23 protein-coding genes and 1 pseudogene are annotated in these 21,678 nt (G+C 64.7%); 12 read left to right on the top strand and 12 right to left on the bottom strand.

Features of this window, described 5'->3' with window-relative positions:
* The first annotated feature begins 59 nt into the window (after positions 1 to 59).
* Positions 60 to 1,379, top strand: coding sequence for an aspartyl/asparaginyl beta-hydroxylase domain-containing protein (locus DK366_RS08910; protein WP_109125188.1), 1,320 nt, complete (start codon positions 60 to 62; stop codon positions 1,377 to 1,379).
* 22 nt (positions 1,380 to 1,401) lie between these two features.
* On the opposite strand, the gene DK366_RS08915 is transcribed toward DK366_RS08910, so the two are convergent.
* The gene (locus DK366_RS08915; protein WP_109125189.1) at positions 1,402 to 2,322 is read right to left on the bottom strand and encodes a sulfotransferase; all 921 of its coding nucleotides are present in this window, start codon (positions 2,320 to 2,322) and stop codon (positions 1,402 to 1,404) included.
* Positions 2,323 to 2,516: 194 nt separating this feature from the next.
* Between DK366_RS08915 and DK366_RS08920 the strand changes: the two genes are divergently transcribed.
* A complete protein-coding gene (locus DK366_RS08920) occupies positions 2,517 to 3,479 on the top strand; it encodes a quinone oxidoreductase (protein WP_109125190.1) in 963 nt (320 codons plus the stop codon).
* 6 nt (positions 3,480 to 3,485) lie between these two features.
* Here DK366_RS08920 and DK366_RS08925 read toward each other — a convergent pair whose 3' ends face one another.
* The 3 genes from DK366_RS08925 to DK366_RS08935 are packed head-to-tail and all read right to left on the bottom strand — an operon-like array spanning position 3,486 to position 5,225.
* Positions 3,486 to 4,400: an ion channel gene (locus tag DK366_RS08925; protein WP_109125191.1), complete on the bottom strand. Its 915-nt coding sequence runs from the start codon at positions 4,398 to 4,400 to the stop codon at positions 3,486 to 3,488.
* 49 nt (positions 4,401 to 4,449) lie between these two features.
* Positions 4,450 to 4,956: a M48 family metallopeptidase gene (locus DK366_RS08930; RefSeq protein ID WP_109125192.1), complete on the bottom strand. Its 507-nt coding sequence runs from the start codon at positions 4,954 to 4,956 to the stop codon at positions 4,450 to 4,452.
* Positions 4,953 to 5,225, bottom strand: coding sequence for a hypothetical protein (locus tag DK366_RS08935; protein WP_109125193.1), 273 nt, complete (start codon positions 5,223 to 5,225; stop codon positions 4,953 to 4,955). The genes DK366_RS08930 and DK366_RS08935 overlap by 4 nt, the downstream gene beginning before the upstream one ends.
* Positions 5,226 to 5,281: 56 nt before the next feature.
* Here DK366_RS08935 and DK366_RS08940 point away from each other — a divergent pair, with 56 nt between their 5' ends.
* The 3 genes from DK366_RS08940 (at position 5,282) to DK366_RS08950 (ending at position 6,445) form a co-directional block, all read left to right on the top strand.
* A complete protein-coding gene (locus tag DK366_RS08940) occupies positions 5,282 to 5,728 on the top strand; it encodes a putative toxin-antitoxin system toxin component, PIN family (RefSeq protein ID WP_109125194.1) in 447 nt (148 codons plus the stop codon).
* A 74-nt stretch (positions 5,729 to 5,802) separates the two neighbouring features.
* Positions 5,803 to 6,222 (top strand): hypothetical protein, encoded by a 420-nt coding sequence (locus tag DK366_RS08945; protein WP_109125195.1) that lies wholly within the window; start codon positions 5,803 to 5,805, stop codon positions 6,220 to 6,222.
* A gap of 25 nt (positions 6,223 to 6,247) precedes the next feature.
* Positions 6,248 to 6,445, top strand: a complete 198-nt coding sequence (locus DK366_RS08950; RefSeq protein WP_109125196.1) for a CPXCG motif-containing cysteine-rich protein — start codon at positions 6,248 to 6,250, stop codon at positions 6,443 to 6,445.
* Positions 6,446 to 6,554: 109 nt separating this feature from the next.
* On the opposite strand, the pseudogene pncA reads toward DK366_RS08950, so the two are convergent.
* Positions 6,555 to 7,097: pseudogene (gene pncA, locus DK366_RS08955) on the bottom strand (bifunctional nicotinamidase/pyrazinamidase); the annotation flags it as partial.
* Between the two features lie 203 nt (positions 7,098 to 7,300).
* Here pncA and DK366_RS08960 point away from each other — a divergent pair.
* Positions 7,301 to 7,672 carry a hypothetical protein gene (locus DK366_RS08960; RefSeq protein ID WP_109125198.1) on the top strand — a complete coding sequence of 124 codons (372 nt, stop codon included), beginning with the start codon at positions 7,301 to 7,303 and terminating at the stop codon, positions 7,670 to 7,672.
* Between the two features lie 73 nt (positions 7,673 to 7,745).
* A complete protein-coding gene (locus tag DK366_RS08965; RefSeq protein WP_109125199.1) occupies positions 7,746 to 8,945 on the top strand; it encodes an MFS transporter in 1,200 nt (399 codons plus the stop codon).
* Between the two features lie 29 nt (positions 8,946 to 8,974).
* Here the strand turns inward: DK366_RS08965 and cls are convergent, their stop codons facing one another.
* Entirely contained in the window at positions 8,975 to 10,378 is a 1,404-nt protein-coding gene (cls, locus tag DK366_RS08970; RefSeq protein ID WP_109125200.1) for a cardiolipin synthase, read from the bottom strand.
* Positions 10,379 to 10,444: 66 nt separating this feature from the next.
* Positions 10,445 to 11,374 (bottom strand): LysR family transcriptional regulator, encoded by a 930-nt coding sequence (locus DK366_RS08975; protein ID WP_109125201.1) that lies wholly within the window; start codon positions 11,372 to 11,374, stop codon positions 10,445 to 10,447.
* A 142-nt stretch (positions 11,375 to 11,516) separates the two neighbouring features.
* Here DK366_RS08975 and DK366_RS08980 point away from each other — a divergent pair, with 142 nt between their 5' ends.
* Positions 11,517 to 12,740: an MFS transporter gene (locus tag DK366_RS08980; protein ID WP_109125202.1), complete on the top strand. Its 1,224-nt coding sequence runs from the start codon at positions 11,517 to 11,519 to the stop codon at positions 12,738 to 12,740.
* A gap of 86 nt (positions 12,741 to 12,826) precedes the next feature.
* Positions 12,827 to 13,840: a zinc-binding alcohol dehydrogenase family protein gene (locus DK366_RS08985; protein ID WP_109125203.1), complete on the top strand. Its 1,014-nt coding sequence runs from the start codon at positions 12,827 to 12,829 to the stop codon at positions 13,838 to 13,840.
* Positions 13,841 to 13,887: 47 nt separating this feature from the next.
* On the opposite strand, the gene DK366_RS08990 is transcribed toward DK366_RS08985, so the two are convergent.
* Together DK366_RS08990 and DK366_RS08995 are read right to left on the bottom strand one after the other, a co-directional pair.
* A complete protein-coding gene (locus tag DK366_RS08990) occupies positions 13,888 to 15,258 on the bottom strand; it encodes an FAD/NAD(P)-binding protein (RefSeq protein ID WP_109125204.1) in 1,371 nt (456 codons plus the stop codon).
* A 37-nt stretch (positions 15,259 to 15,295) separates the two neighbouring features.
* On the bottom strand, positions 15,296 to 15,874 hold the full coding sequence (locus DK366_RS08995; RefSeq protein WP_109125205.1) for a cysteine dioxygenase family protein: 579 nt from the start codon (positions 15,872 to 15,874) through the stop codon (positions 15,296 to 15,298).
* A 224-nt stretch (positions 15,875 to 16,098) separates the two neighbouring features.
* Between DK366_RS08995 and DK366_RS09000 the strand changes: the two genes are divergently transcribed.
* Positions 16,099 to 16,389: a hypothetical protein gene (locus DK366_RS09000; RefSeq protein ID WP_109125206.1), complete on the top strand. Its 291-nt coding sequence runs from the start codon at positions 16,099 to 16,101 to the stop codon at positions 16,387 to 16,389.
* Between the two features lie 86 nt (positions 16,390 to 16,475).
* On the opposite strand, the gene DK366_RS09005 is transcribed toward DK366_RS09000, so the two are convergent.
* Entirely contained in the window at positions 16,476 to 17,135 is a 660-nt protein-coding gene (locus DK366_RS09005; RefSeq protein WP_109125207.1) for an energy transducer TonB, read from the bottom strand.
* Between the two features lie 185 nt (positions 17,136 to 17,320).
* Positions 17,321 to 18,148, bottom strand: coding sequence for a universal stress protein (locus DK366_RS09010; RefSeq protein ID WP_198651490.1), 828 nt, complete (start codon positions 18,146 to 18,148; stop codon positions 17,321 to 17,323).
* A gap of 307 nt (positions 18,149 to 18,455) precedes the next feature.
* Between DK366_RS09010 and DK366_RS09015 the strand changes: the two genes are divergently transcribed.
* Complete coding sequence (locus DK366_RS09015; protein ID WP_109125209.1) at positions 18,456 to 18,884, top strand: hypothetical protein; 429 nt, start codon at positions 18,456 to 18,458, stop codon at positions 18,882 to 18,884.
* A 110-nt stretch (positions 18,885 to 18,994) separates the two neighbouring features.
* The gene (locus tag DK366_RS09020; protein ID WP_109125210.1) at positions 18,995 to 19,663 is read left to right on the top strand and encodes a hemolysin III family protein; all 669 of its coding nucleotides are present in this window, start codon (positions 18,995 to 18,997) and stop codon (positions 19,661 to 19,663) included.
* 236 nt (positions 19,664 to 19,899) lie between these two features.
* Here DK366_RS09020 and DK366_RS09025 read toward each other — a convergent pair whose 3' ends face one another.
* A complete protein-coding gene (locus DK366_RS09025) occupies positions 19,900 to 21,669 on the bottom strand; it encodes a DUF885 domain-containing protein (RefSeq protein WP_109125211.1) in 1,770 nt (589 codons plus the stop codon).
* Positions 21,670 to 21,678 lie beyond the last annotated feature (9 nt).

The following is a 21,678-nucleotide window of genomic DNA, read 5'->3' on the forward strand; positions in this document are numbered from 1 at the left end:
CCCGGGGCCGGCGCGCTGTCGGCGTTTTTCCTCCACAGGCAATCGAAGTGAATCAGACGATGAATAGCGGTTTCCAGGGCGGTGTCTCGGCGCTTCGCGAGCGAGCGCACCAGGCCTTGCAGGCGGGCGACGCAAGCTCGGCGGAAGAGCATTTCCGGGCGTTGCTCGATTCGTCGGCGCTGGACATTGAAGCCTTGCGCTTCATCGCCAGCCGGCACCTGCAGCGCGGCAATGCCGCTGCCGCCATCACGTGTTTGCAAACCGCGCACAACGCGCAACCTGGCGACGGTGATGTGCTGCACGAGCTGGGCATGGTGCAGATGGTGGCTGGCGACCTGCAGGGATCGGCCGAATCATTGCGCAAGAGCGTGCGGGCGCTGCCCCAGCATTTCGTGGTGCGCCTGCGCCTGGGTACCGTGCTCGAACAACTGGGCCAGCGGCAGGAAGCCCTCATCACCTACTTCGCCGCCGTCAACCAGGCCCAGGCCCTGGGCCGCTGGATGAGCGACGAGACCACGGCGCCGGCCCTGCGCGAGGCGGTCAAGCATGCCATGCGTTTCATCGACATGGGCCGGCGCCAGACGTTCGACGCGGTGCTGGAACCGCTGCGGGCGCGTTATGGCCGTTCGGAACTGAGCCGCGTGGAGCAATGCCTGGCGATTTACCTGGGCGAGCGTCAGGCGTCGTTGCCCGATCCGCGCCAGAAGCCGAAATTCCTGTATTTTCCCGGCATTCCCAGCCAGCCCTACTACTCGACCGATCGCTTCCCGTGGCAACGGGAGCTGGAAGCCGCCACCGATATCGTGCGCGAAGAATTGCGCGTAGTGCTGGCGGAAAACCAGTCGCTGGAACCGTTCCTCGGCGAGCAGTCCGAGGAGAATCTCAAGGACCACCTGCGTTCTTCGAGTGCGGAGCCGGCCGGCTGGGACGGGTATTTCTTTTACCGGCACGGCGTCCGTTTCGACGAGCACCACGCCCGTTGTCCGCGCACGTCGGCCGTGCTGGACAAGGTGCCCCTGGTGCGCATTCGCGACCACGCACCGGAGACGCTGTTCTCCGTGTTGCGACCGGGCACGCACATCCTGCCGCACCGCGGCGTGACCAACACACGCCTCGTCACGCATCTGCCGCTGATCGTGCCATCGGACTGCGCCATCAGCGTGGGTGGTGAATTGCACGCATGGCAGGAGGGGCGCTGCGTCACTTTCGACGACACGTTCGAGCACGAGGCGTGGAACCGCAGCGACAGCACGCGCGTGGTGGTGATCCTGGACAGCTGGAATCCGGACCTGACCGAGGTGGAGCGCCTGGCCGTGACCGACCTGGTCGAGGCCATCGGTGAGTTCAACCGGTCGTCGGACGTCCCGGTGCAGGGGTGAATCGAGGCGGTCGGGGTGGCGCTCAGCCAACCCCGGCCGTTCGTTGGTCGAACGCGCGGCGCGCGCGCGGGGTGACCCGGGGGCGGGCGGCGCGGCACTGGGCGCGCAGGTCATCGTAGGAAGCGAGGCGGTTCTGTAGCCAGCGCTGCATCTTGGGACCGAACAGGCCGTCGACCTTGCGATCGGCCTCGCGCACCTGGCCTTCAATGGCCGTCACCTTCCAGGGTTCATCGCGCAGGTTGGCAATGGACTGCTGGGGAGCGCTTTCCAGTGGTGCGTCCGGGGGCAGGTCGAGGAAGGCGCACAGGCGGGCCCATTCGATGTCCGGTTGGCGGACCAGGTCTTCCAGAAACACGAAGTGGTGGTTGGCGCGGCCCACGTGCTGCCCGTGGATATCCATGGCGCGGTTCCAGCGTCGCGCCCAATGCACGGTGCCGCCACCGAAGGCGTCGTCGTTTTCGAAGCGCAGGTACACATCCGCCAGCGAGGCCAGCACATCCATGCCACGGCGCACGACGTGGACGAAGCGTGCGTCCGGCGCCAGGGCCTCGATCTCGGGGATGTAGAGCAGGTGGTTCGGGGTTTTCTCCCGCCACATGCTGCGCCCTTCGGCGTTGGCGGTCTGGTCCAGCAGCGTCAGGAATTGGGTCGACAGCAGGCGCCAGTGAACGGCCGCCGGTTTCGTCGGCCGGTGGCCGGTCAGCTGCACATGCAAGGCGGCGAAGGTCGCGCGCATGTGCTGGCGCGTAAGCCCCAGCCATTGCCGCCACCGGCGGCGGCGCGGCTGCATTCCGGCGTCGCCCCAGCGCCAGGCCAGGTCGCCATGCAGCTGCTCGAAAAACGCGGTTTCCGGCAGGGTGTAAACGGCCGGATGCCGCGCCAGCAGAGCCTGGACAATGGTGGTCCCCGAACGTGGGCAGCCCACGACAAAGGTTCGCCGCATGGCGCTGTCTCCCTGAACAATGGCCGCGACGGCGCGGCCAATGACGGTGAATAACGCGTGATTTCGCAAAGCGTTGACCAAAAGTACAGCTTCCCGTAAGGAAAAAGCGACACCTTTGTCACGCAAGCGGCCCGTCGAAAGGCTTGACGGGACAAATCTGTCATGCTGTTCGACCCTCGCTGGACGCCTTTGCCATGCACGCACTTACCTTCGATCGCTTCGGTGCCGCCGACGTCCTCCAGTGGACCCCGCGTCCGGACCCGGTGCCGGGCCCGGGGCAGGTGCTGGTCCGCATGAAGTCCGTGGGCCTCAATTTCGCCGACGTGTACCGTCGCAATGGCAATTACCACCTCAGTGGCGAGGCGCCCTGGGTGCTCGGTTACGAAGGTGCCGGCGTGGTCGAGGTGCCGGTCGAAGGGGATACGCAGTTCCCGGCGGGCACCCGCGTGGGCTTTGCCGATATGCCGCATGCCAACGCCGAACTGGTGGCGGTGGATCGCGATCGTCTGATCCCCCTGCCGGACGACATCGACTTCGATACGGCCGCCGCTGTCCTGCTGCAGGGTCTGACCGCCCAGTACCTGGTCACTGACAGCTTCCAGGCACGTGCCGGTGATGTTGCGGTGGTGCACGCGGCGGCCGGTGGCGGGGGCCTGCTGCTGGTGCAGATGCTCAAGTCGCTGGGCGCGGTGGTGGTGGGCATCGCTTCCAGCGAGTCCAAGCGCGATGCGGTGATCCAGGCCGGCGCCGATGTGGCCGCGGATTATGGCGACTGGGTACAGGCCACGCGTTCACTCACTGGCGGCCATGGCGCCAACGTGGTCTACGACTCGGTGGGTCGCACGCTGACCGACAGCCTGGCGACGGCGCGCATCGGTGGAACGGTGGTGTTCTATGGCATGGCGGCGGGTGATCCCGATCCGGTCGATCCGCGCGTACTGATGGATCGCTCGCTCACGCTCACGGGCGGCGACCTGTGGAACGTGCTGACCGGCCCCGAGGTACGCCGCGAACGCGCGGCAGCGTTGTTCAATCAGATTCGTCAGGGCCAGGTCACACCGCGCATCGCGGCGCGTTATGCATTGCGCGATGGCGCGCGTGCCCACGCATTTCTCGAAAGCCGCGCCGCGATCGGAAAGGTGCTGCTTACGCTGTAAACGCCATCAGAAGTGGTGGATGTCGTCGTTGTCATCATCGACGGGCTCCACCAGATGGAACACGTTGTAGTCGATGTGACCGATGCCCTTTTCGTCGTCATGCACCAGATCGACATAACGGTGATTCCAGCGCCATTCGCGCTGGTTCCACCGCCGCCGGCCCATCATGGACTGCGACGTGGTTTCGTCGATGCCTTCGATGCTGAGCATCAGCGTGGCTTCGGTGGTTTGAAGATCGTCCTCGCTCATGCCATGCAGCGGGCTGGTCTCGTCGATGACGTGCATGAGGCTCCAGCTCAGCATGAACATGGGATGCCGGTCACGCATGAGCTTGAGGTCGTGGATGCGACGCAGGCGAAAGCCTTCCGGTGAGCTTTCGCGCAGCAGCAAATGCAGTTTGGCCGAGGCTTCGGCGATCACGTTCTGGCGCGCATTGGCCGCGCGTATCATCAAGGTGCGTTGGCCGTGGACCTTGCGAATGATGGGGTGATCGGCGAACAGAATCTTGGCCCGTGGGCGCGAGAAGCGTGCAAACACCAGGCCGGTGACCAGGGCGATGCTCAACATGCCGGTGAAGATTTCCACCGTCGCCACGATATGGCCGTACACCGTTTGCGGATGCATGTCGCCATAGCCAACCGTGGCCAGCGTTTCCACGCTGAAGAAAAACGCGCCGGCAAAACCACGGGGAAACTGGTTGGCGATGGCGTGATCGCCCAACTGGTACAGCACGCCGAACACGGCATTGACCGCAAGGAAAATGGCACCTGCCAACCCGAAAAACGCCGGCCAGCGAATGGTCAGCGCGAAATGGTAGATGTCATCCCACAGCCGCTGTGTCAGTCCTTCGCTGATAAAGGGCCGGTCGCCGATTTGAACGGTGCGGGGACGATTGGACCACTGGCGAAACCAAAGAGGCATGTGCGCTACCGATGGAATGAAACGGCGCCGTGGTTGCGGCGGAAGTGCGTCACGCAGATCTTACGGCCAACACGTCACGCCACGTCAGGTACAAACGAAGGTCGAATTCCTGCTGGTGATAGTCCGGCTGCATGTATTCGCACAGCTGGTAGAAGGCCTTGTTGTGCTCGGCTTCCTTCAGGTGCGCCAGCTCGTGCACCACGATCATGCGCAGAAACTCCGGCGGCGTGTCGCGGAACAGCGACGCGATGCGGATTTCCTTGCGCGCCTTCATGCGGCTGCCGTGCACGTGCGAGATGGCGGGGTGCATGCCCAGCGCCTTGTTGATCACGTCGAGCTTGCTGTCGTACCACACGCGATCAATGCCGGGTGCATTGCGCAGATGCTCCTGGCGCATGGCATTCGTATATGCGTAGAGCGCCTTGTCGCTCTGTACGTCGTGACGGCCCGGGTGACGCTTTTGCAGATATTCGCCAAGTTCGTCGCGTTCGATCAGCTGACGCACCTTGTCCAGCACGTTCGGTGGGTAGCCGCCGAGGTACTTCATCGGAGTCATGCGGCAGGTGGTTCGTCGTCGAAGCCGGTGTAGCCCTCGGGGAACACGGGCGTGCCGTCGTCTTCCAGCGTTTCGATGACCGCCAGCGCCTTGATGGCCGCTTCCTCCGCCAGCGACTTGTCGCGAAAGCTGCGGTTTTCGCAGATGGCGAAATACTGGGGAAAACCGGTGCGCTCGCGCGGGGCGACCACGATGCACGCCGAGTAGCGCGAACCTTCGGCAACGGCCGTGGCGCGGACCCGGTAATGGTCGAAGAGGCGTTCAGTCATGTCGGTGATCCGGGGTGGCGTCGAGGCGACCATTTTAACCGCGTCGCTGTGCGACCATGCGCGCCATGCCCGCTTCCCGCCTTGTCCTCGATACCAACGTCGCGCTCGACCTGTTCGTCTTTCACGATCCCGCCTGCCAGGCGCTGATGAAGGCACTGCAGGAAGGTCGCGTGGAGGCGGTGGTGGACGAGCCGTGCCGTGCAGAGTGGCTGGCGGTGCTGGAGTACCCCGCGTTTTCGCTCGACGCCGAGGCGCGCGGCAAGGCGGCCGAGGCGTTCGACCAGCATGTGAGGCTGCTGCCATGGGACCTGCCGCGGCCGGCGGTCAAGCTGCCGCGCTGCGCCGATCCGGACGACCAGAAGTTCCTCGAACTGGCGCACGCTGCGGGCGCGCAATGCCTGCTCAGCAAGGACAAGGCGTTGCTTCAGCTGGCCCGGCGTACGGCGCGGGAAGGCTGGTTCCTCATCCTGTGTCCTTCGGCATGGGAACCGCCTGCCGCCTGAGCGTACGATTCACAGGCGGTTGATCGCCGGTTGGCGATGCTCAGCCCGCTGACCATTTCAAACGGAGTTCGGTGATGAAGACCATGCAGTACGCGGCAGGAGCGGCAGTGTTGGCAGTGTTGGCGCTGACCGGCTGTGGCGTGACCAACGATCACGACAAGGTGATCAAGGACGTGGTGTCCAACCGCCAGTTCCTCTACCAGACCCCCGGCGATGGCAACGCCACGCTGCAGATCGTGCGCGCCAATGGCTATTTTGGCGCCGGCTGCTCCAGCCAGGTGATCATCGACGACAAGTTCGCCGCGCAGCTGGAAACCGGCGAGCAGGCCACGTTCTACGTGCCCAGCGGTGCGCACACCGTGGCGCTGCGCAATTCCGGCGCGTGCCACAAGGTGGACAACGACGCGCACGTGGATACTTCGCTGCAGGCCGGTGAAAGCGCGGTGGTCGAGGTGAACAAGTGGGGTTCGTCGCTGTCGCTGGCCAAGCGCTGAGCGACCGCCGGCAAGGAGAGATGACATGAGCGACCAGCTCGAACCCGTCCTCATCCATTGCCCGTATTGCGGCGAAGCCATCGAGATCCTCGTCGATGGCTCCGTCGAGCACCAGAGCTATATCGAGGATTGCCAGGTCTGCTGCCGTCCCATCGACATCAACGTGAGTGTCGATGACAACGGCGAGCCGCACGTGAGCGTGGCCTCGGAAAACGACGGCTGAAGCCTCAGCCCAGCGCGGACGACTCCAGCACGTCCACGCCCATGTTCTCGAAGCGAAGGCGCGTGGGGATATCCGATTCCGGCGATACCGGGCGGGTGAGATCCCACTACACGTGCGTGCGATAGCCCAGCTCCACCGCATCCTGCGCCGTCCACAACACGCACACATCGCGCGCCAGTCCGCACACATAGACCTCGTCCACGCCCTGCTCACGCAACCAGCCGTGCAGCGGTGTAGCCGGACGCTTGCCGTGCGGGCCGTGGTTCTCGCGGAAGCCGCTGTACGAATCCACGCGGCGGTCGTCGCCCTTGCGGATCACCGTATCCACGTGCGACCAGTCGATGGACGGGTGCAGCGCGGCGCCGGCCGTGTCCTGCACGCAATGCGGCGGCCACAGGGTCTGCGCGTGGCCGTACAGCGGGATGCGCTCGAACGGCTCGCGACCGGGGTGGGAGGTGGAGAAGGAGATGTGGTCGGCGGGGTGCCAGTCCTGGGTGGCGACCACGTGCTGGAACACGTCGCGCTTCAGCAGTTCGTCGATGCCCGGCACGATGGTGTCCCCCTCGTGGCAGGCGAGCGCGCCCCCGGGCATGAAGTCCGGTTGCACGTCGACCAGGATGAGGGCGGCGCGGCGGCTGATGGAATGGCTCATGGTCGCGGCGAGGCTCGTAAAAGGTTGCGCCAGAAAGTCTAGTCGGCCCAGCGGAATCGTGATGTGACGCGCTCGACGGGTGATCTGTCCGCGCTATCCCGTGTTCAGGGTAGGGAAAATCCTACCGCGACGAAGGTCGGCGCCCGTCGGGCGGGCCGTCGCAGGCATAATGAGTGCCACGGCAACCGACGGGAACGCGCGGCATGTTTTTCGACCAGTCTTGGATGGGGTACGGGTTCGTGGGAGCGCTGGAAGCGGGTGCCATCGCATTGGCCATCGCCCTGGTCGTCTATGGGCTGCTGCACCTGTTCGGACGCACCCAGGGCTGGAGCGCCGCGCTGGAAATCAGCTGGGCCTCGGTCATCGCCATGGTGCTGGCCAGCGGCAGCGACCTGTGGAACCTGGTCTATTTCAACTACGGTCGCGTGCAATCGCTGCAGCTGCTGAAGGTACGCCTGGCCGAAGTGCACGACCCGGACAGCCTGGGCGCGCGCGTGATGTTCGAATTCCTCGGCGTATGCGTCGGTGTCTATCTCGGCTGGCTGCTGTTTCACCGTCGACGCCAGCACGGATGATCGATCGTGGCCGGCGATTCCCCCTTCGCGCCGGCCATGCTGACTGTTTTTTCCCTCTCCCTACGTTGTACCCATGACTACTCAGGTTGAACCGGTTGCCGACGGATCGTCGCTGACCCTGCGCATCGTCCAGATCGTGCTTTTCACGTTCCTGGCCTATCTGGTGATCGGCATGCAGCTGGCGGTACTGCCGCCCTTCGTGCACGACGATCTGGGCTTCGGTGCCGTGCTGGCAGGCCTGGTGATCAGCACGCAATACGTGGCCACGCTGCTCAGTCGCGGCTTTGCCGGTCGCACGTCGGACACGGCAGGCCCCAAGCGTTCGGCCCTCATCGGCTTGATGGCTTGCGCGGCCAGCGGCGCCTTGATGATGGTGGCGGCACTGCTGCGCGAATGGCCAACGGCCTCCGTGGGCGTGATGCTGGTGGCGCGACTGGCGCTCGGCATGGGCGAAAGCTGCGTGGCGACGGGCTGCATCATGTGGGGCATCGGCCGCGTGGGCGCCGAGCACACCGCGAAAGTGATTTCGTGGAATGGCATCGCCACGTACGGCGCACTGGCCGTTGGCGCGCCGCTTGGCGTGGTGCTCAATGGCGCGGCGGGTTTCATCAGCATCGGCGCCGCCGGTCTGCTGCTGATGGCGATCGGTTTGTTGCTGGCGTGGCGCCGACCTGCGGTGCGGGTGGAAGTGGGCGAGCGCATGCCGATGCATCACGTGTTCGGCCGCGTGGCGCCTTACGGCATGGGGCTGGCGCTGGGTTCGGTGGGTTTTGGCGTCATCGCCACCTTTATCACGCTGTACTACGCGAAACAGGGTTGGTCCGGCGCGGCGCTCACGCTCAGCGTGTTCGGCGTGTGTTTCGTGGGCGTGCGCCTGGTACTCGGTTGGACCATCGCGCACTTTGGCGGCTATCGCACGGCACTGGTGTCGCTGCTGGTGGAATGCGCAGGCCTTATCGTGCTGGCGTGTGCGAACCATGCGGGCGTGGCCATGTTGGGTGCCGCGCTCAGCGGCATTGGTTTTTCGCTGATCTTTCCCGCGCTCGGCGTGGTGGCGGTGGAGCGCGTGAGCGGCAGCAATCGCGGCGCGGCATTGGCCGCGTATTCGGTGTTCATCGACGTGGCGCTGGGCATCACCGGCCCCCTCGGCGGCTGGATTGCGTCGGGCGGACGTTACGGCCCCATGTTCGTGGTGGCCGCAGGCATGTCGCTGGCGGCGGCGTTGCTTACGGTCAGTCTCTTTGTCGTGTATGGGAGTCGCGCCGACAGCTGACCGACCGCAAGGCGAACGATTCGCTCGCGTCAGAGCACGGGGTCGAACAACCGTGCCACGTGCATGGCCAGTCGGCGCATATAGGGCGCTTTCTGGTATTCCGCTTCCGTCACTTCATGCGCATGCGCGAAGTCCTCGCTGAGCATGGCTTCCACTTCCGCGGCGAACTGCGGATCGACATTCAGCGCACCGATCTCGAAGTTCAGGCGGAACGATCGGTTGTCGAGATTCATGCTACCCACGGATGCCGTGTCGTCATCGGCCAGCAGCACCTTTTCGTGCACGAAGCCCGGCTGATAGCGGAACACGCGGATGCCGGCACGCACGGCGTCATGCGCATAAAGCCCCGTGGCGAGAAACACGGTGTGATGATCGGGTCGCGAAGGGATGAGCACGCGCACGTCCACGCCACGAAAGACGGCAAGCCGCAGTGCCGACATCACCGCCTGGTCGGGCACGAAATACGGCGTGGTGATCCATAGTCGTCGACGTGCCGAATGGATCAGCGAGACGAAGAACAGCGAGCAGGTTTCCTGGCGATCCGCCGGGCCCGTGGCCACGATCAGCGTGTTGGCGCTGCCCGTGCCCGGTGCAGGCCGCAGCAGCGGCGGCAGTTCGCCGGTTACCCAATGCCAGTCCTCCGCGAAGCTGCGTTGCAGGTCGGCGACGGCCGGGCCTTCGATTTCCAGGTGCGTGTCGCGCCACGGCGACAGCGGTGGCTTCAGGCCCAGGTATTCGTCGCCCACATTGAGGCCGCCGACGAAGCCATGCATGCCATCCACCACCACGATCTTTCGATGGTTGCGGAAGTTGAGCTGGAAGCGATTGCTGCGTCGCTGCGTGGCAAACGGATGGATGGCCACGCCTTCCTCGCGCAGGGTTTCCACGTAGTCGCGCGGCAACGCATGACTGCCGATGCCGTCGTAGAGCACGCATACGTCCACGCCCGCGCGAACGCGATCGATCAGCGCCTGCTGCATGCGCTTGCCGAGCATGTCGTCGTGGATGATGAAGAACTGCACGAGCACGCAGCGCTTCGCCTTGGCGATGGCAGCGAAAATGGCTTCGAACGTGGCATCGCCATTGACCAGCAAGCGCAGTTGCTGCCCGTCATGAAAGCGCGCGCCCAGCATGCTGGCGATTTCACCGTAGCGTTCGGCGACATCTGATGCATCGGAGCCGTTGGCGAGTTGTTCGTCGGCCAGTGCCTGCATCTGGTCGCGCCGTGCGCGATGCAGGTCCACGTAACCGTGGAACCGGCTGCGCCCCAGGTAGAGATACGGCACCAGCGTGATGTAGGGCAGGAATACCAGGCCCAGTGCCCAGGCAAATGCGCCTTGTGGCGTGCGCGTGTTCATTACGGCGTGCATCGCGGCCAGCACACCCGCCACGTGCAACACGAGCAGGACGGCACCGATAAAGGTCGTCAGCATGCGGTGATGTCCATGATCAGAAACACGTTGGATAGAAACTGGTGCGACATGGCATTCCCCCTTTCATCAACGCATCGCGGCGCGCACGGTATCGAGCACCTCCTGCTCACGCGCCTGCAGTTCCTGTTGCAGATGATCCACGAACAGGCGGATGCGTGCAGGCAGGTAGGCGCGGCTCGGGTAAATGGCATACACGTGGGCATCGTGAAGAATCACGTCGCTCTTCAGTGGCACCAGCCGGCCCGCCCGCACGTCCTCGGCAATGTCCCAGGCCGACTTGAAGGCGATGCCGTGGCCGGCCAGCGCGAGCGTGCGCATCAGGTCGCCGTTGTCGCAGGTCATGGCGGCTTCGACCCGCAGCGGGCGCGGACCGTCCGCAGTCTGCACGATCCACGGCAGCACGCTGTGGCCGGGGCGGTGAAGCATCAGGCAGCGGTGACCGTGAAGTTCTTCCACCGTACGGGGATGGCCGTGTTTCGCCAGGTAGTCGGGCGAGGCGCACAGCACGCGGAAATTGTTGGTGAGCAGGCGGGAAACCAGTCGGGAGTCGGCCATGGTGCCGCCGCGTACGGCTACATCCACGCCGGCCTCGAACAGGTCGAGCATCGCATCGGAATTGGTGATGCGCAGATGCAGCTGCGGGTGCTGTTCGGCGAAATTCGCGGCGATCGGGCCCACGTACTGCCGCCCCATGTCCACCGACGCGGAGATATGCAGCTGGCCGCGAACCTCCAGCTGGCGCAGGCCGACCGCGGAGTTGGCGTCGTCCACATCCGTGATGATGGCCTGGCACCGCTCGAAGTAGATGGTGCCTTCCTCGGTAAGCGACAGGCGCCGGGAGCTGCGTTGCAGCAACCTCACGCCCAGCGCCGTTTCCAGCCGGGTGAGGCGCTTGCTGGCGGCGGCTGGCGACAGGCCCAGTTCGCGCCCTGCTGCCGACAGGCTGCCCTCGGTGACGGCGCGGACGAACAGTCGCATGTCTTCGAAATCGACCATCGTGGGCTTCCTGGGTGCCGCGTGGGCAGGGGCATGACCGGGCATCTTTAACTTTCAGGAAAAGATGCCTCTCTAGTTTGCTCAATTCACGGAAGGATCGACAAGGCGCAAAGTAGCGTCCGTTTCCTTCTGGGACCCTCCCATGAACACTTCCCCTTCTGAGGCCGCCGTGCCGGCAACGGGTTCATCCCGGTTGGCGCTGCTGGCCTTGTCCGTGGCGGCCTTCGCCATTGGTACCACTGAATTCGTCATCATGGGTCTGCTGCCCGAAGTGGCGGCGGACCTGCACGTCAGTATTCCGTCCGCCGGCCTGCTGGTATCCGGCTATGCGCTGGGCGTGGCAGCGGGTGCGCCGCTGCTGGCGGCGCTCACGGCCCGCATGGAGCGCCGCAACGCGCTGCTCCTTCTGCTAGGCCTGTTCATTCTCGGCAACGCGCTCTGTGCGGTGGCGCCGAACTACGGCGTGCTGATGGTGGCGCGCGTGGTGGCGGCGTTCTGTCACGGTTCGTTCTTCGGCATCGGTGCCGTGGTGGCTTCCCACGTGGTGCCGCGCGGACAGGCCGCCCGTGCCATCGCACTGATGTTCACCGGGCTGACGCTGGCGAACGTGCTCGGCGTGCCGTTCGGTACCTTCCTGGGGCAGTGGGCGGGTTGGCGCTCGACCTTCATCGCGGTCACCGGCCTGGGCGTGCTCGCTGCCATCGCGGTATGGCGTCTGGTGCCGTCGCTGCCCGACCTGCCGTCGCCGAACATGAAGCGCGAGCTGGGTGTGCTCCGCCAGCCGCAGGTGCTGCTGGCGCTGTTGATGACCGTGCTGGGCTTCGGTGGCGTCTTCACCGTGTTCACCTATATCGCGCCGATCCTGCAGCAGGTGTCGAACGTGAGTGTGGGTGCCACTGGCTGGGTGCTGATCCTGTTCGGCGTGGGCACCACCATTGGCAACATGCTGGGCGGTCGTCTTGCCGATTGGCGCCTGATGCCCTCGCTGATGGGCGTGCTGGCCGTGCTGGCGCTGATCATGGTGGCCTTCGCCTGGACCATGCACAACACGATCGCCGCCATCGTTACTGTCTTCGTGTGGGGCGTGGCTGCGTTCGCCACGGTGCCGCCGTTGCAGATGCGCGTGGTGCAGCAGGCCAGCGAAGGGCCGCATCTTGCCTCGACGCTCAACATCGCCGCATTCAACCTCGGCAATGCCATCGGCGCTTTCATCGGCGGCTCGATGATCAGCATGAATCTGGGCCTGCCTTCCGTCAGCATCGCTGGCGCCGTGGTGGCCATGCTGGGCCTGCTGGTGACGCTGACCAGCGCGGCGCTGGAGCGCCGCCGTCGCACGGTCCCTGCCGAGTGTGCCGTGGGCGCCTGATCTTTCCGTTCCGAGGGGCACGACTGTTTGACGACTTTCGCCGGCGCAGAATCGTCCCCTCACCATCCTTGCACCAGGAGAGCTTCATGAAAGCGGTCGCCTACCGGAACAGCCTGCCCATTACCGACACGCAAAGCCTGATCGACGTCGAGCTGCCGCAGCCGGTGCCACAGGGTCGTGATGTGTTGGTGCAGGTGGAGGCCATCTCGGTCAATCCGGTGGATACCAAGGTGCGTCAGCGCAACAACCCCGAAGGCAGCGACAAGGTGCTGGGCTGGGACGCCGCCGGCACGGTGGTCGCCGTGGGCGCCGATGTCACGCTGTTCAAGCCGGGCGATGCGGTGTACTACGCGGGCGCCATCGACCGCTCGGGCAGCAATGCCCAGTTTCAGCTGGTGGACGAACGCATCGTGGGGCGCAAGCCGTCCACGCTCGATTTCGCTGAAGCCGCCGCCATGCCACTCACGGCGATCACGGCGTGGGAAATGCTGTTCGATCGATTGAACGTACCGCGTGGCAGCACGGCGCGCAGCGGTGTGATCTTGGTGATTGGTGGCGCGGGCGGCGTGGGTTCCATGGCCATCCAGTTGGCGCGTCGCTTGACCAACTTCACCGTCATCGGCACGGCGTCACGCGATGACACGCAGGCGTGGGTGAAGGCCATGGGCGCGCATCACGCCGTCAACCATCACGGTGACCTGGTGGCGGCCGTGAAGGCCGTAGCGCCGCAGGGCGTGGACTACGTGCTCAGCCTGACGCACACCGAGCAACATTTTCGTTCGCTGGTCGAACTGTTGAAACCGCAAGGCAAACTGGCGTTGATCGACGATCCGGCGACACCGCTGGATATCACGCTGCTGAAACCCAAGAGCCTCTCGTTGCATTGGGAATTCATGTACACGCGTTCGCTGTTCCACACCGACGACATGCAGGCGCAGCACGTATTGCTCAACGAAGTGGCCGATCTGGTCGATGCGGGTGTGTTGCGCACGACGTTGCGCGAGAACATCGGGACGATCAATGCCGCCAACCTGCGGCGCGCGCATACGCAGGTGGAAAGCGCGAGCACGATCGGCAAAGTCGTGTTGAGCGGTTGGTGATGCGCGCACGGCGATAAAAAAAGGGAGCGCCATGCGCTCCCTTTTTCTTATTCGCCTTTCAACAAGCGATCGGCGAGATTACGCGCCTGTTGCCGGATCTCCGGCATGGCCGTGGATTCCCACAAGGTGCCGCGAAGCAGCGTACCGATGGCATAAAAGCGTGGCCACGCCTGCTGGCCGTGCATGATGCGACCTTCCGTAGAAGCCACCACGCCCAGCCCGAGCGGATCGGGCGCCACGTGGCCATTGGTGGCGAGCTGACGGATCAACGGATGCTGCGTGCGGCGCACATCGGTGTTGAGGCCCACCGTCTGGATCACCAGGTCGGCATCCATCGTTTCGATACCCTTGCCGTGCGGCAGGCGGATGTCGAGATGCAGCTTGTCGCCAGCCACGTCCACCGCTTGCAGGCGGCCACGACGGCGATGAAGGCGGCCGGCGTCTTCCAGTGCCTGCATCGACGCCATCACCTGCGGAGGCATGCGATGACGCACGCGTTCCCAGGCCCAGCGCGCGTGGCGCAGGAAACGCGAGCGTTCCGCTTCCGGAAGCAGGGCCCACAGCGACGGCGTATGCGGCCGCAAGCCATCCACCACCGTGCGCCAGTCGTCGCTCTGTTCCACCGCTTCGCGGAGCAGGCGAATCCACGTGCGGATGTATGGCGCCTCGCGCATGGATTCGATCAGCTCGCTGCCGTCGTCACTCGGGGCGGAGGCGTGCTTCAGATGCGGTTCCGGCAGCAGGCCGTGGCGCGAAATGGCTTCGAACGTGGCGTTGGGCCACAGCGCCGAAAGCTCCAGCAGCACGTCGACTGCGGTGAGTCCCAGGCCAACCAGCACGACCTTGCGCGGGTGCGCGTCCGACTGGGCGCCGGCCAGGAAGCTCCAGGGCTCCGTCACGTACTGGCCGCTTTCCAGCGCGGCCTCGCTTACGCCACCCAACGGCTGCGGCGGCAACGAACCAATGGCGAGCACGGCGGCATCGACGCGTGCGTTCTCTTCGCCATGGATCACGGTGACGCCGTCGTTCTCCGGCACGAGGGCGTCCACGGCGAACGGCAGTACGCGCACGTCGTGGCCGGCAGCGCGCGCGCGTTCCAGCGAGCGGGCCACTTCGGCTTCGAGATAGTCGCCATAGAGGCGGCGCGGCAGGAAATCGGTACCGGCAATGCTGCCGTCGCCACGCTGCGCGAAATCGAGGAATCCGTGCGGCTTGGCGGCGAACATGCTCATCGACGCCGCGCGCACGTTCAGGAGATGCTTGTCGGACCGCGTGCCATACGCGACACCGCGCGGCGCACCGACACCGCCGGTGTACCAGTCCAGATGCAACGGCTGTGGCAGCTGGCGTTCCAGCAGCTCACTCAGCAGCGCTGACGCTGCAGCACCGCCGCCGATGATGGCGACCCGTCGATACATGCCACTCCCTTAAGAAAAACGTTTCAGCGTGTGTGGCTCAGGCGTGCAGGTAGCCCGTAATGGCGCTGCGCTGCATCTGCTTGGTCCACTGGCCGGCTTCGCCAGCTTCTTGGTATGTGAAGTACTGTGCCAGATCGCCACCGTACACGTGAAGCGTCAGCGCCGTTTCGTGCCGGGAGAGGTTCCGGCAGCGGTGTGCATGACGGTCATCGGCATCGAACCAGGTGACATCGCCGGGGCCCAGCCAGTCGCGGCCGGTCATTCGCAAAAACTTCCCGTCGTCGCCCCGATCCCACGATTCCACTTCCAGGGCGCCGTGCAGGGCGAGTTCCAGGCCCCACAGGCCATCGTGGTCGTGGATGGGCGTGTGGTAGTCGGCCGGCCAGGCCATGACCAGCACGCTGATCTCCGGCTTGTTGCGCTGGGCGACCAGCCAGCGTTCAAAGCCCTTGTTGGGCGTACGCAGGTCGGCCAGGTCATCGACCAGCGCCTGTTTGTTCTGGAAGACCGTACGGCTCAATTCCCTTGCCATGGTGGCAAGGTCGGGGTGCTTGCCCACGCCATAGTCAAACGCGATATCACGCAGCGCCTTGAGGTGTTGCATGTGTTTGGCCATGCGATGTTACTCGACGGAAACCGGCGCGCAGTGGACCACGCATATCGTTAAAGTCCCGTAACACCGGGGCGATAGATCCATCGGTATCGGCATGACTTTCGCGACATGCGCCCTGTCACGCAAAAGCGCACATTGGCGTTGCAATGACCTTGAAACCCGCGGCGGGCGCCACAACACGTCCTTGCGAAACGGTCGCCGGCGGTGATGCCGGCAGGAGAAACGTCATGATTGCGTTGAGCGTGCTCTTGATGTTCGTGGTGGGCTTGTGGCTGGGCATCGCGATGATCGGCCTGGTGTTCAAGCTCGTCTTTTCCCTGATCGGCGGCCTCTTCAGCGTGGTTGGCGCCGTGCTCGGTCTGGTGTTCGGCGGCGTTGCACTGCTTGTCGCCGCGCCCATCGTTGCGCTTGCGCTGCTGCCGCTTTGCCTTCCCGTGATGCTGTTCGTGGCCGTGGTGTGGGCCATCGTGCGCCTGGCGCGCGGGCCGGCGCACTCCATGCCAGCCAACGCCAACTGATCGTCCGCTTTGCCGTGGAACGGCCCGACCTGCCACTGGATGCAGGCCGGGCCTTCCTTTATGTGCATGCGGCAACGTGATCGCGGCTACAGCTCGTTCAAGTTGAACGTCACCGGCACGCGAGCCCAGGCACGCACGGCGTGCCCATCCACCTTGGCCGGCTCGAAGCGCCAGCCTTTCAACACCTGCTCCATGGCGCTCTTGTCGAGCATCGTGTAGCCGCTGCTCTCTTCGATGGCCACGTTCTGTGGCACGCCGTTTTCATCCACCAGCACCTTGAGCACGACCTTGCCCTGCATGCGCGAACGCAAGGCTTGCGGCGGGTATTTCAGTGGTGTGGCGCGATAGGCGAGGGTGGCTTCCACGAGTTCGCCGGTGGAAGGTAGCGATGCAGGGGGCGCCACGGTGGGCGGTGTTGGTACGGCAGGCGCGCTGCCTTCGTCCGTCATGGTGATCGGTGGCGACACCGGTTGCGGTTGTGGCACGGCCTGAGTGTGCGGAATGGATTTGGGTAACTCAGGCTTCTTCAACTCGATGGGCGGCGGTGGTGGCGGCTCCTTGGTGGGCGTGATCCAGCTGATCGGCGTTTCCGCGATGCGCTTCACCTGTTGTGCGAATTCCGGAGCCATCGGGCGCATGACGACGAGCAGGGCGGCAAGGTTCAGGGCCATCGCGGCGCTCAGCGCCGCGATGCGGGCGCCGTCGGGATGGGCGTGACGGGGTACAGCCAGGCTTGCGGACGACATAGGCGACCTCCTGACGTATCGATGTGAGTTGTATTGCCCGCGCACGCCGCCGGGGAAAGCGGAGGGATTCGTGCCGGTGCGATTCCAGCCTATGCCTGGAAAAAAGACTTGCGCAAGTAGCCGTATGGAAGGCTATTCTCTGAAAGCTTTCCCGCCGTCATTCCGGTGGGATATTTGGATCGGTCTTAGTGCGCCACCAGCATCGGCACGTCGCCGTGCATGAACAGGTGGCGCGTGGTGCCGCCCAGCACCATCTGCGCGAGCCGCGAACGGCTCCATGCCCCCATCACGATCAAATCGGCCTGCATGGCATGGGCGGCGTCGAGCACGGCCGGTCCGGCGGCGTGGCTGGGACCGGTATCCAGTGTGTCGACGCGGGCGTTGATGCCGCGGCGTTGCAGCCAGTCGGCAAGTCCGGGTGGAGGCAGCACGGGCAACATGTCCTCGTTCATCACGCTGCCGTCGAGCACGTACACGTCATCGGCCTTCTGCAACAGAGGAACGGCGGCGGCGAGCGCGAGCGCCGATTCCCGGCTGCCATTCCAGGCCACCAGCACTTTGGCGCCGATGGACGGGACGGGTGAGGTATCGGGCACCACCAGCACAGGCCGGCCGCTGGCAAACACGCAGCGCGACACCGAACCAAAGCCCACCGGCGCATCGCTGCGCTTCTGGCTGCGCTCCATGATCAGCATGTCATAACCGGACACCGCCTGGCTCACGGCTTGCACCGTATCCCCTTGGGTCACGCGCCAGCGGCCCGTGATGGAACGGGCGGCGAGCGCCTGCTGCCACGCGGCGTCATGGGCTTGTGCTTCGGCCACGCGCCGCTGGGTCTCCTCCAATTGCACGGGAACGGCTTCGGGAAGGCTGAAGGCCGTTGCGGGCAGGTCGGCGACATAGAGCGCATCGAGTCGCGCGCCCAGCCGATGTGCAAGGGCGATGGCGGCGCGGGGCGCGGCAACGCCAAGGTCCAGATGGTCCAGATGCAACAGCACGTCGATCGCTGACATGGTGGCTCTCCCGATTCCCGGTGCGTCTCCAGCATAGAGCCTGCCATCGATGGGCGTGTAGCGCACGTTGTCGCGTGTTCGCACACACGCCCAAAAAAAAGCCCCGCACAGGATGGCGGGGCGGTAAGGCCGGACGTCGGGGGAGAGAGAGGGGACATCCGGGTGTCGAATTTTTTTCTTTTTCGGCTTGTTTTGGCGTACATCCCGGGTGAAAGATGTATTCACGCCACAGCGGCCCATCGGTTGCCAGAATTGCGCGCTTGCCGCGCACGGCGTTTGGGGCATTCAAGGGAGACGAAACATGAGTATGTCGAAGTGGATGGGCGCAGCGATGCTGGCCTTTGCCGGGTGCATGGCATCGGTGCCGGCGCATGCGGGCGATCTCGAGTGCAAGATGAATTTCAATCTCTCGGGCTGGTCGATCTTCTATCAGACGGCCACGGGCAGCGGCACCGTTCATTGCAGCAATGGACAGAGCATGTCGGTGCACATCCGCGTCAAGGGCGGCGGCCTGACGTTCGGCAAAAGCCAGATCACCGATGGCGTGGGCAAGTTCTCCGGCATCGGCAGCATCAGCGAGATCAAGGGCCATTACGCCGATGCGGGCGTGCACGCCGGCGCGTCATCCTCGGCCGGCGCACGGGTGATGACCAAGGGCAATGTGTCGCTGGCGCTCAGTGGCACGGGCAAGGGTTGGGACCTGGGCGTGGCCTTTGGGGCCTTCATCATCGAATGACGGCGCGGGCCGGGCGGCGTTTCATACGCTGCCCGGCCTTGCAATCAGGCTCAGGCAGGCTAAGGTGACGGGGCCGTACGCTCCAGTACGTTCCGTTTGAGGAATGCCCCATGTCTGCCATCCCCGGCACGGCTCTTCCCCGTTACGCCTTCGGCGACGAGCTCGCCAGCAGCATCATCCACGGTATCGGCATCCTGCTGAGCATCGCCGGTCTCGCCACGCTGGTGGCTTATGCATCGCTGTACGGCGACGCTCGCGCCATCGTGGCGAGTGCCGTGTTCGGCACCACGCTGATCCTTTGCTACACCGCCTCCACGCTGTACCACTCCATTCGTGGCGATGCCGCGCGTGGCGTGCTGCGCACGCTGGACCACATCGCCATCTTCCTGCTCATCGCCGGCACGTACACGCCGTTCACGCTGATTGCGTTGCCGGGTACCTGGGGCTGGAGCCTGTTCGGCACGGTGTGGGCGCTGGCCGTCATGGGCATCGCGCTGGAGCTTGGCCTTCTGAAGAAGTACCGCAAGCTGGCGGTGCTGATGTACGTGGGCATGGGCTGGGTGGGCGTGATCGCATTCAAGCCGCTGCTCCAGCATCTGCAGACCGGCGGCATGGTGTTGCTGCTGGCCGGTGGCGTGGCCTATACGCTGGGCGTGCCGTTCTACATGGCGCGCAAGCTGCCGTATCACCACTCGGTGTGGCACTTCTTCGTGCTGGCCGGCAGCGTGCTGCATTACCTGGCCGTGCTGCTTTACGTGCTGCCCGACGCGCGGGGTTGAGCGTCGCGCGCGTCGCTACATTGCGTCGCGGTTTCCCTGCTCGTCATTGTCGCGAAGGCGGGAATTCAGTGTCTTGGCTTCTTCGCTTCGTCGAGACAAAGGCACTGGATTCCCGCCTTCGCGAGAATGACGGGTAGGAAGGTTTCGCCGCGGTGGATGCTCGGACGATCTGATGCGTTTGCAAACAAAAAGGCCGCGCTTGATGCGCGGCCTTTTTGCTTCATGCGATGGACGGCTTACTTCTTCTGCTGCGACGGAATGAACTGCGTGCGCACCGCTTCCGCCAGCTGTTCCGGCGGCAGCAGGCCCTGGCCGATCACGAAGTCGTTGAAGGCCTGGCGATTGAAGTCCTTGCCCAGCGCGAGTTCGGTGTTCAGGCGCGTCTGCTGCAGGCGCATGTATCCGTAGAAATACGCAGTGGCCTGACCGGGGCTGTTGAACGTGTAGCGGTCCAGTTCCTGCTGCGTCATGGCTTCGGACAGGCCCACGTCGTAACGCAGCACGTCGTGCGCGCGTTCCTTGGTGATCAGGCCGAGGTTGAGCATTGGATCAAGGTAGGCGCGGGCAGCACGCTGCAGACGAGCCTGCAGGGCCACGAACTGGCCAGCCGGCGGCTCGTACGGCAGCATTTCCGACTCGGCGTACAGTGCCCAGCCTTCCACGTTCACGCTGTTGAAGGCGAACAGGCTGCGGGCCAGCGACACGCCGCGTTCCACCATCGCCGCGAACTGCAGCTCGTGGCCGGGGCGGCCTTCGTGCGAGGTCAACGTCCAGGCGGCAGCCTTGTAGGTGAAGTCGTCATAGGAATCGGACTTGCTGCCGCTGGGGTTCCCCATGGTCAGCACGAAAGTGCCTTGCTCGCCGTGGTTGTTGATGAAGGGCGGCGGGTCCATGTGCGGTGCCGGCACGGCAGCGGTCTCGGCTTCCGATGCCAGGCGCATCTGCATCTTGCGCTGGGGCAGGGTGATGATGTGCTCGCGACGGATGGTGTCTTCGATCTGGCCGATCACCTGGTGGTAATACGGCACCACGTCGTCCTTGCCCAGCTGTTCCTTCTTCAGCGCCTTGAGCACATCGCGGTAATCGGTGGCCTGGATGTTCTCGGCCTTCGCCACCACCGGCGCCATCATCTGCATCATCGAACGCAGCTCGGTGAATTCGAACTGCGCTTCCTTGATCAGCTGCTCCGGCGGGATGTCGATGCCGACCTGCTTGAGGTTATAGGCGTACAGCGGCTCGGGCAGGCGGAAGTCCGCACGGGCGCGCGGCACGATGGTGGAGCGCACCCACGCGTCGTACTCCTTGAGCTGGCTGTCCATCGCATCCAGCGCGGCCTTGCTCTCGGCGTCGTCCAGCTTGTACTTGGCGAACAGCTGGCGAATGCCCTGCGCATAACGCTGCGAATTGCTGAGCTTCTGCTCGACTTCGTTCTTGTACGGACCGATCAGATCCTTTTCACCGATGCGCGCATTGGTCTGCGCCTTGGCCAGATCCACCAGCGGCGTACAGCCCGGTGCCTTGCCCACGTAGCATTCCAGGCGCTTGGCGGCTGACGGGCGACGCTTGGCGTCCACATCGTCCTTCAGCAGGGCGAACTCACCCTGGAAGATCAGCTGGCCGACATCCTGGTACGGCAGCATGTACTTGTGCGTGAGATCGATGCCTTCGATCTGCTGGTCCGCCGCCTTGATCATGATCTGCAGATCCTGGCGGACGTTCGGGTCCTTCTCGTCGGCCAGCATCTTCTCGAGCTTCGTCTTGGCGTCGACCAGTGCGGCGCGCGAACGCGCGTCCACGTCCGGCTTCAAGTCGACCACCTTGTCGTCGAAACCGGGTACGCCGATCTGCGAGGCGAACTCGGGGTTGAACTTCGCCATCACGTCCAGCAGCACCTTGGCATCAGTGTTGCTGCGTTCGATCCAGGCGGGCGACTTGGCGGCTTCCGCCTGGGCGGAGCCGATGGCAGCCAGCGACACCGCCAGCGCAAGGGCAAGACGTTTGGACATGGGCACATC

Source organism: Dyella sp. C11, assembly GCF_003121485.1.
Taxonomy (GTDB): Bacteria; Pseudomonadota; Gammaproteobacteria; order Xanthomonadales; family Rhodanobacteraceae; genus Dyella.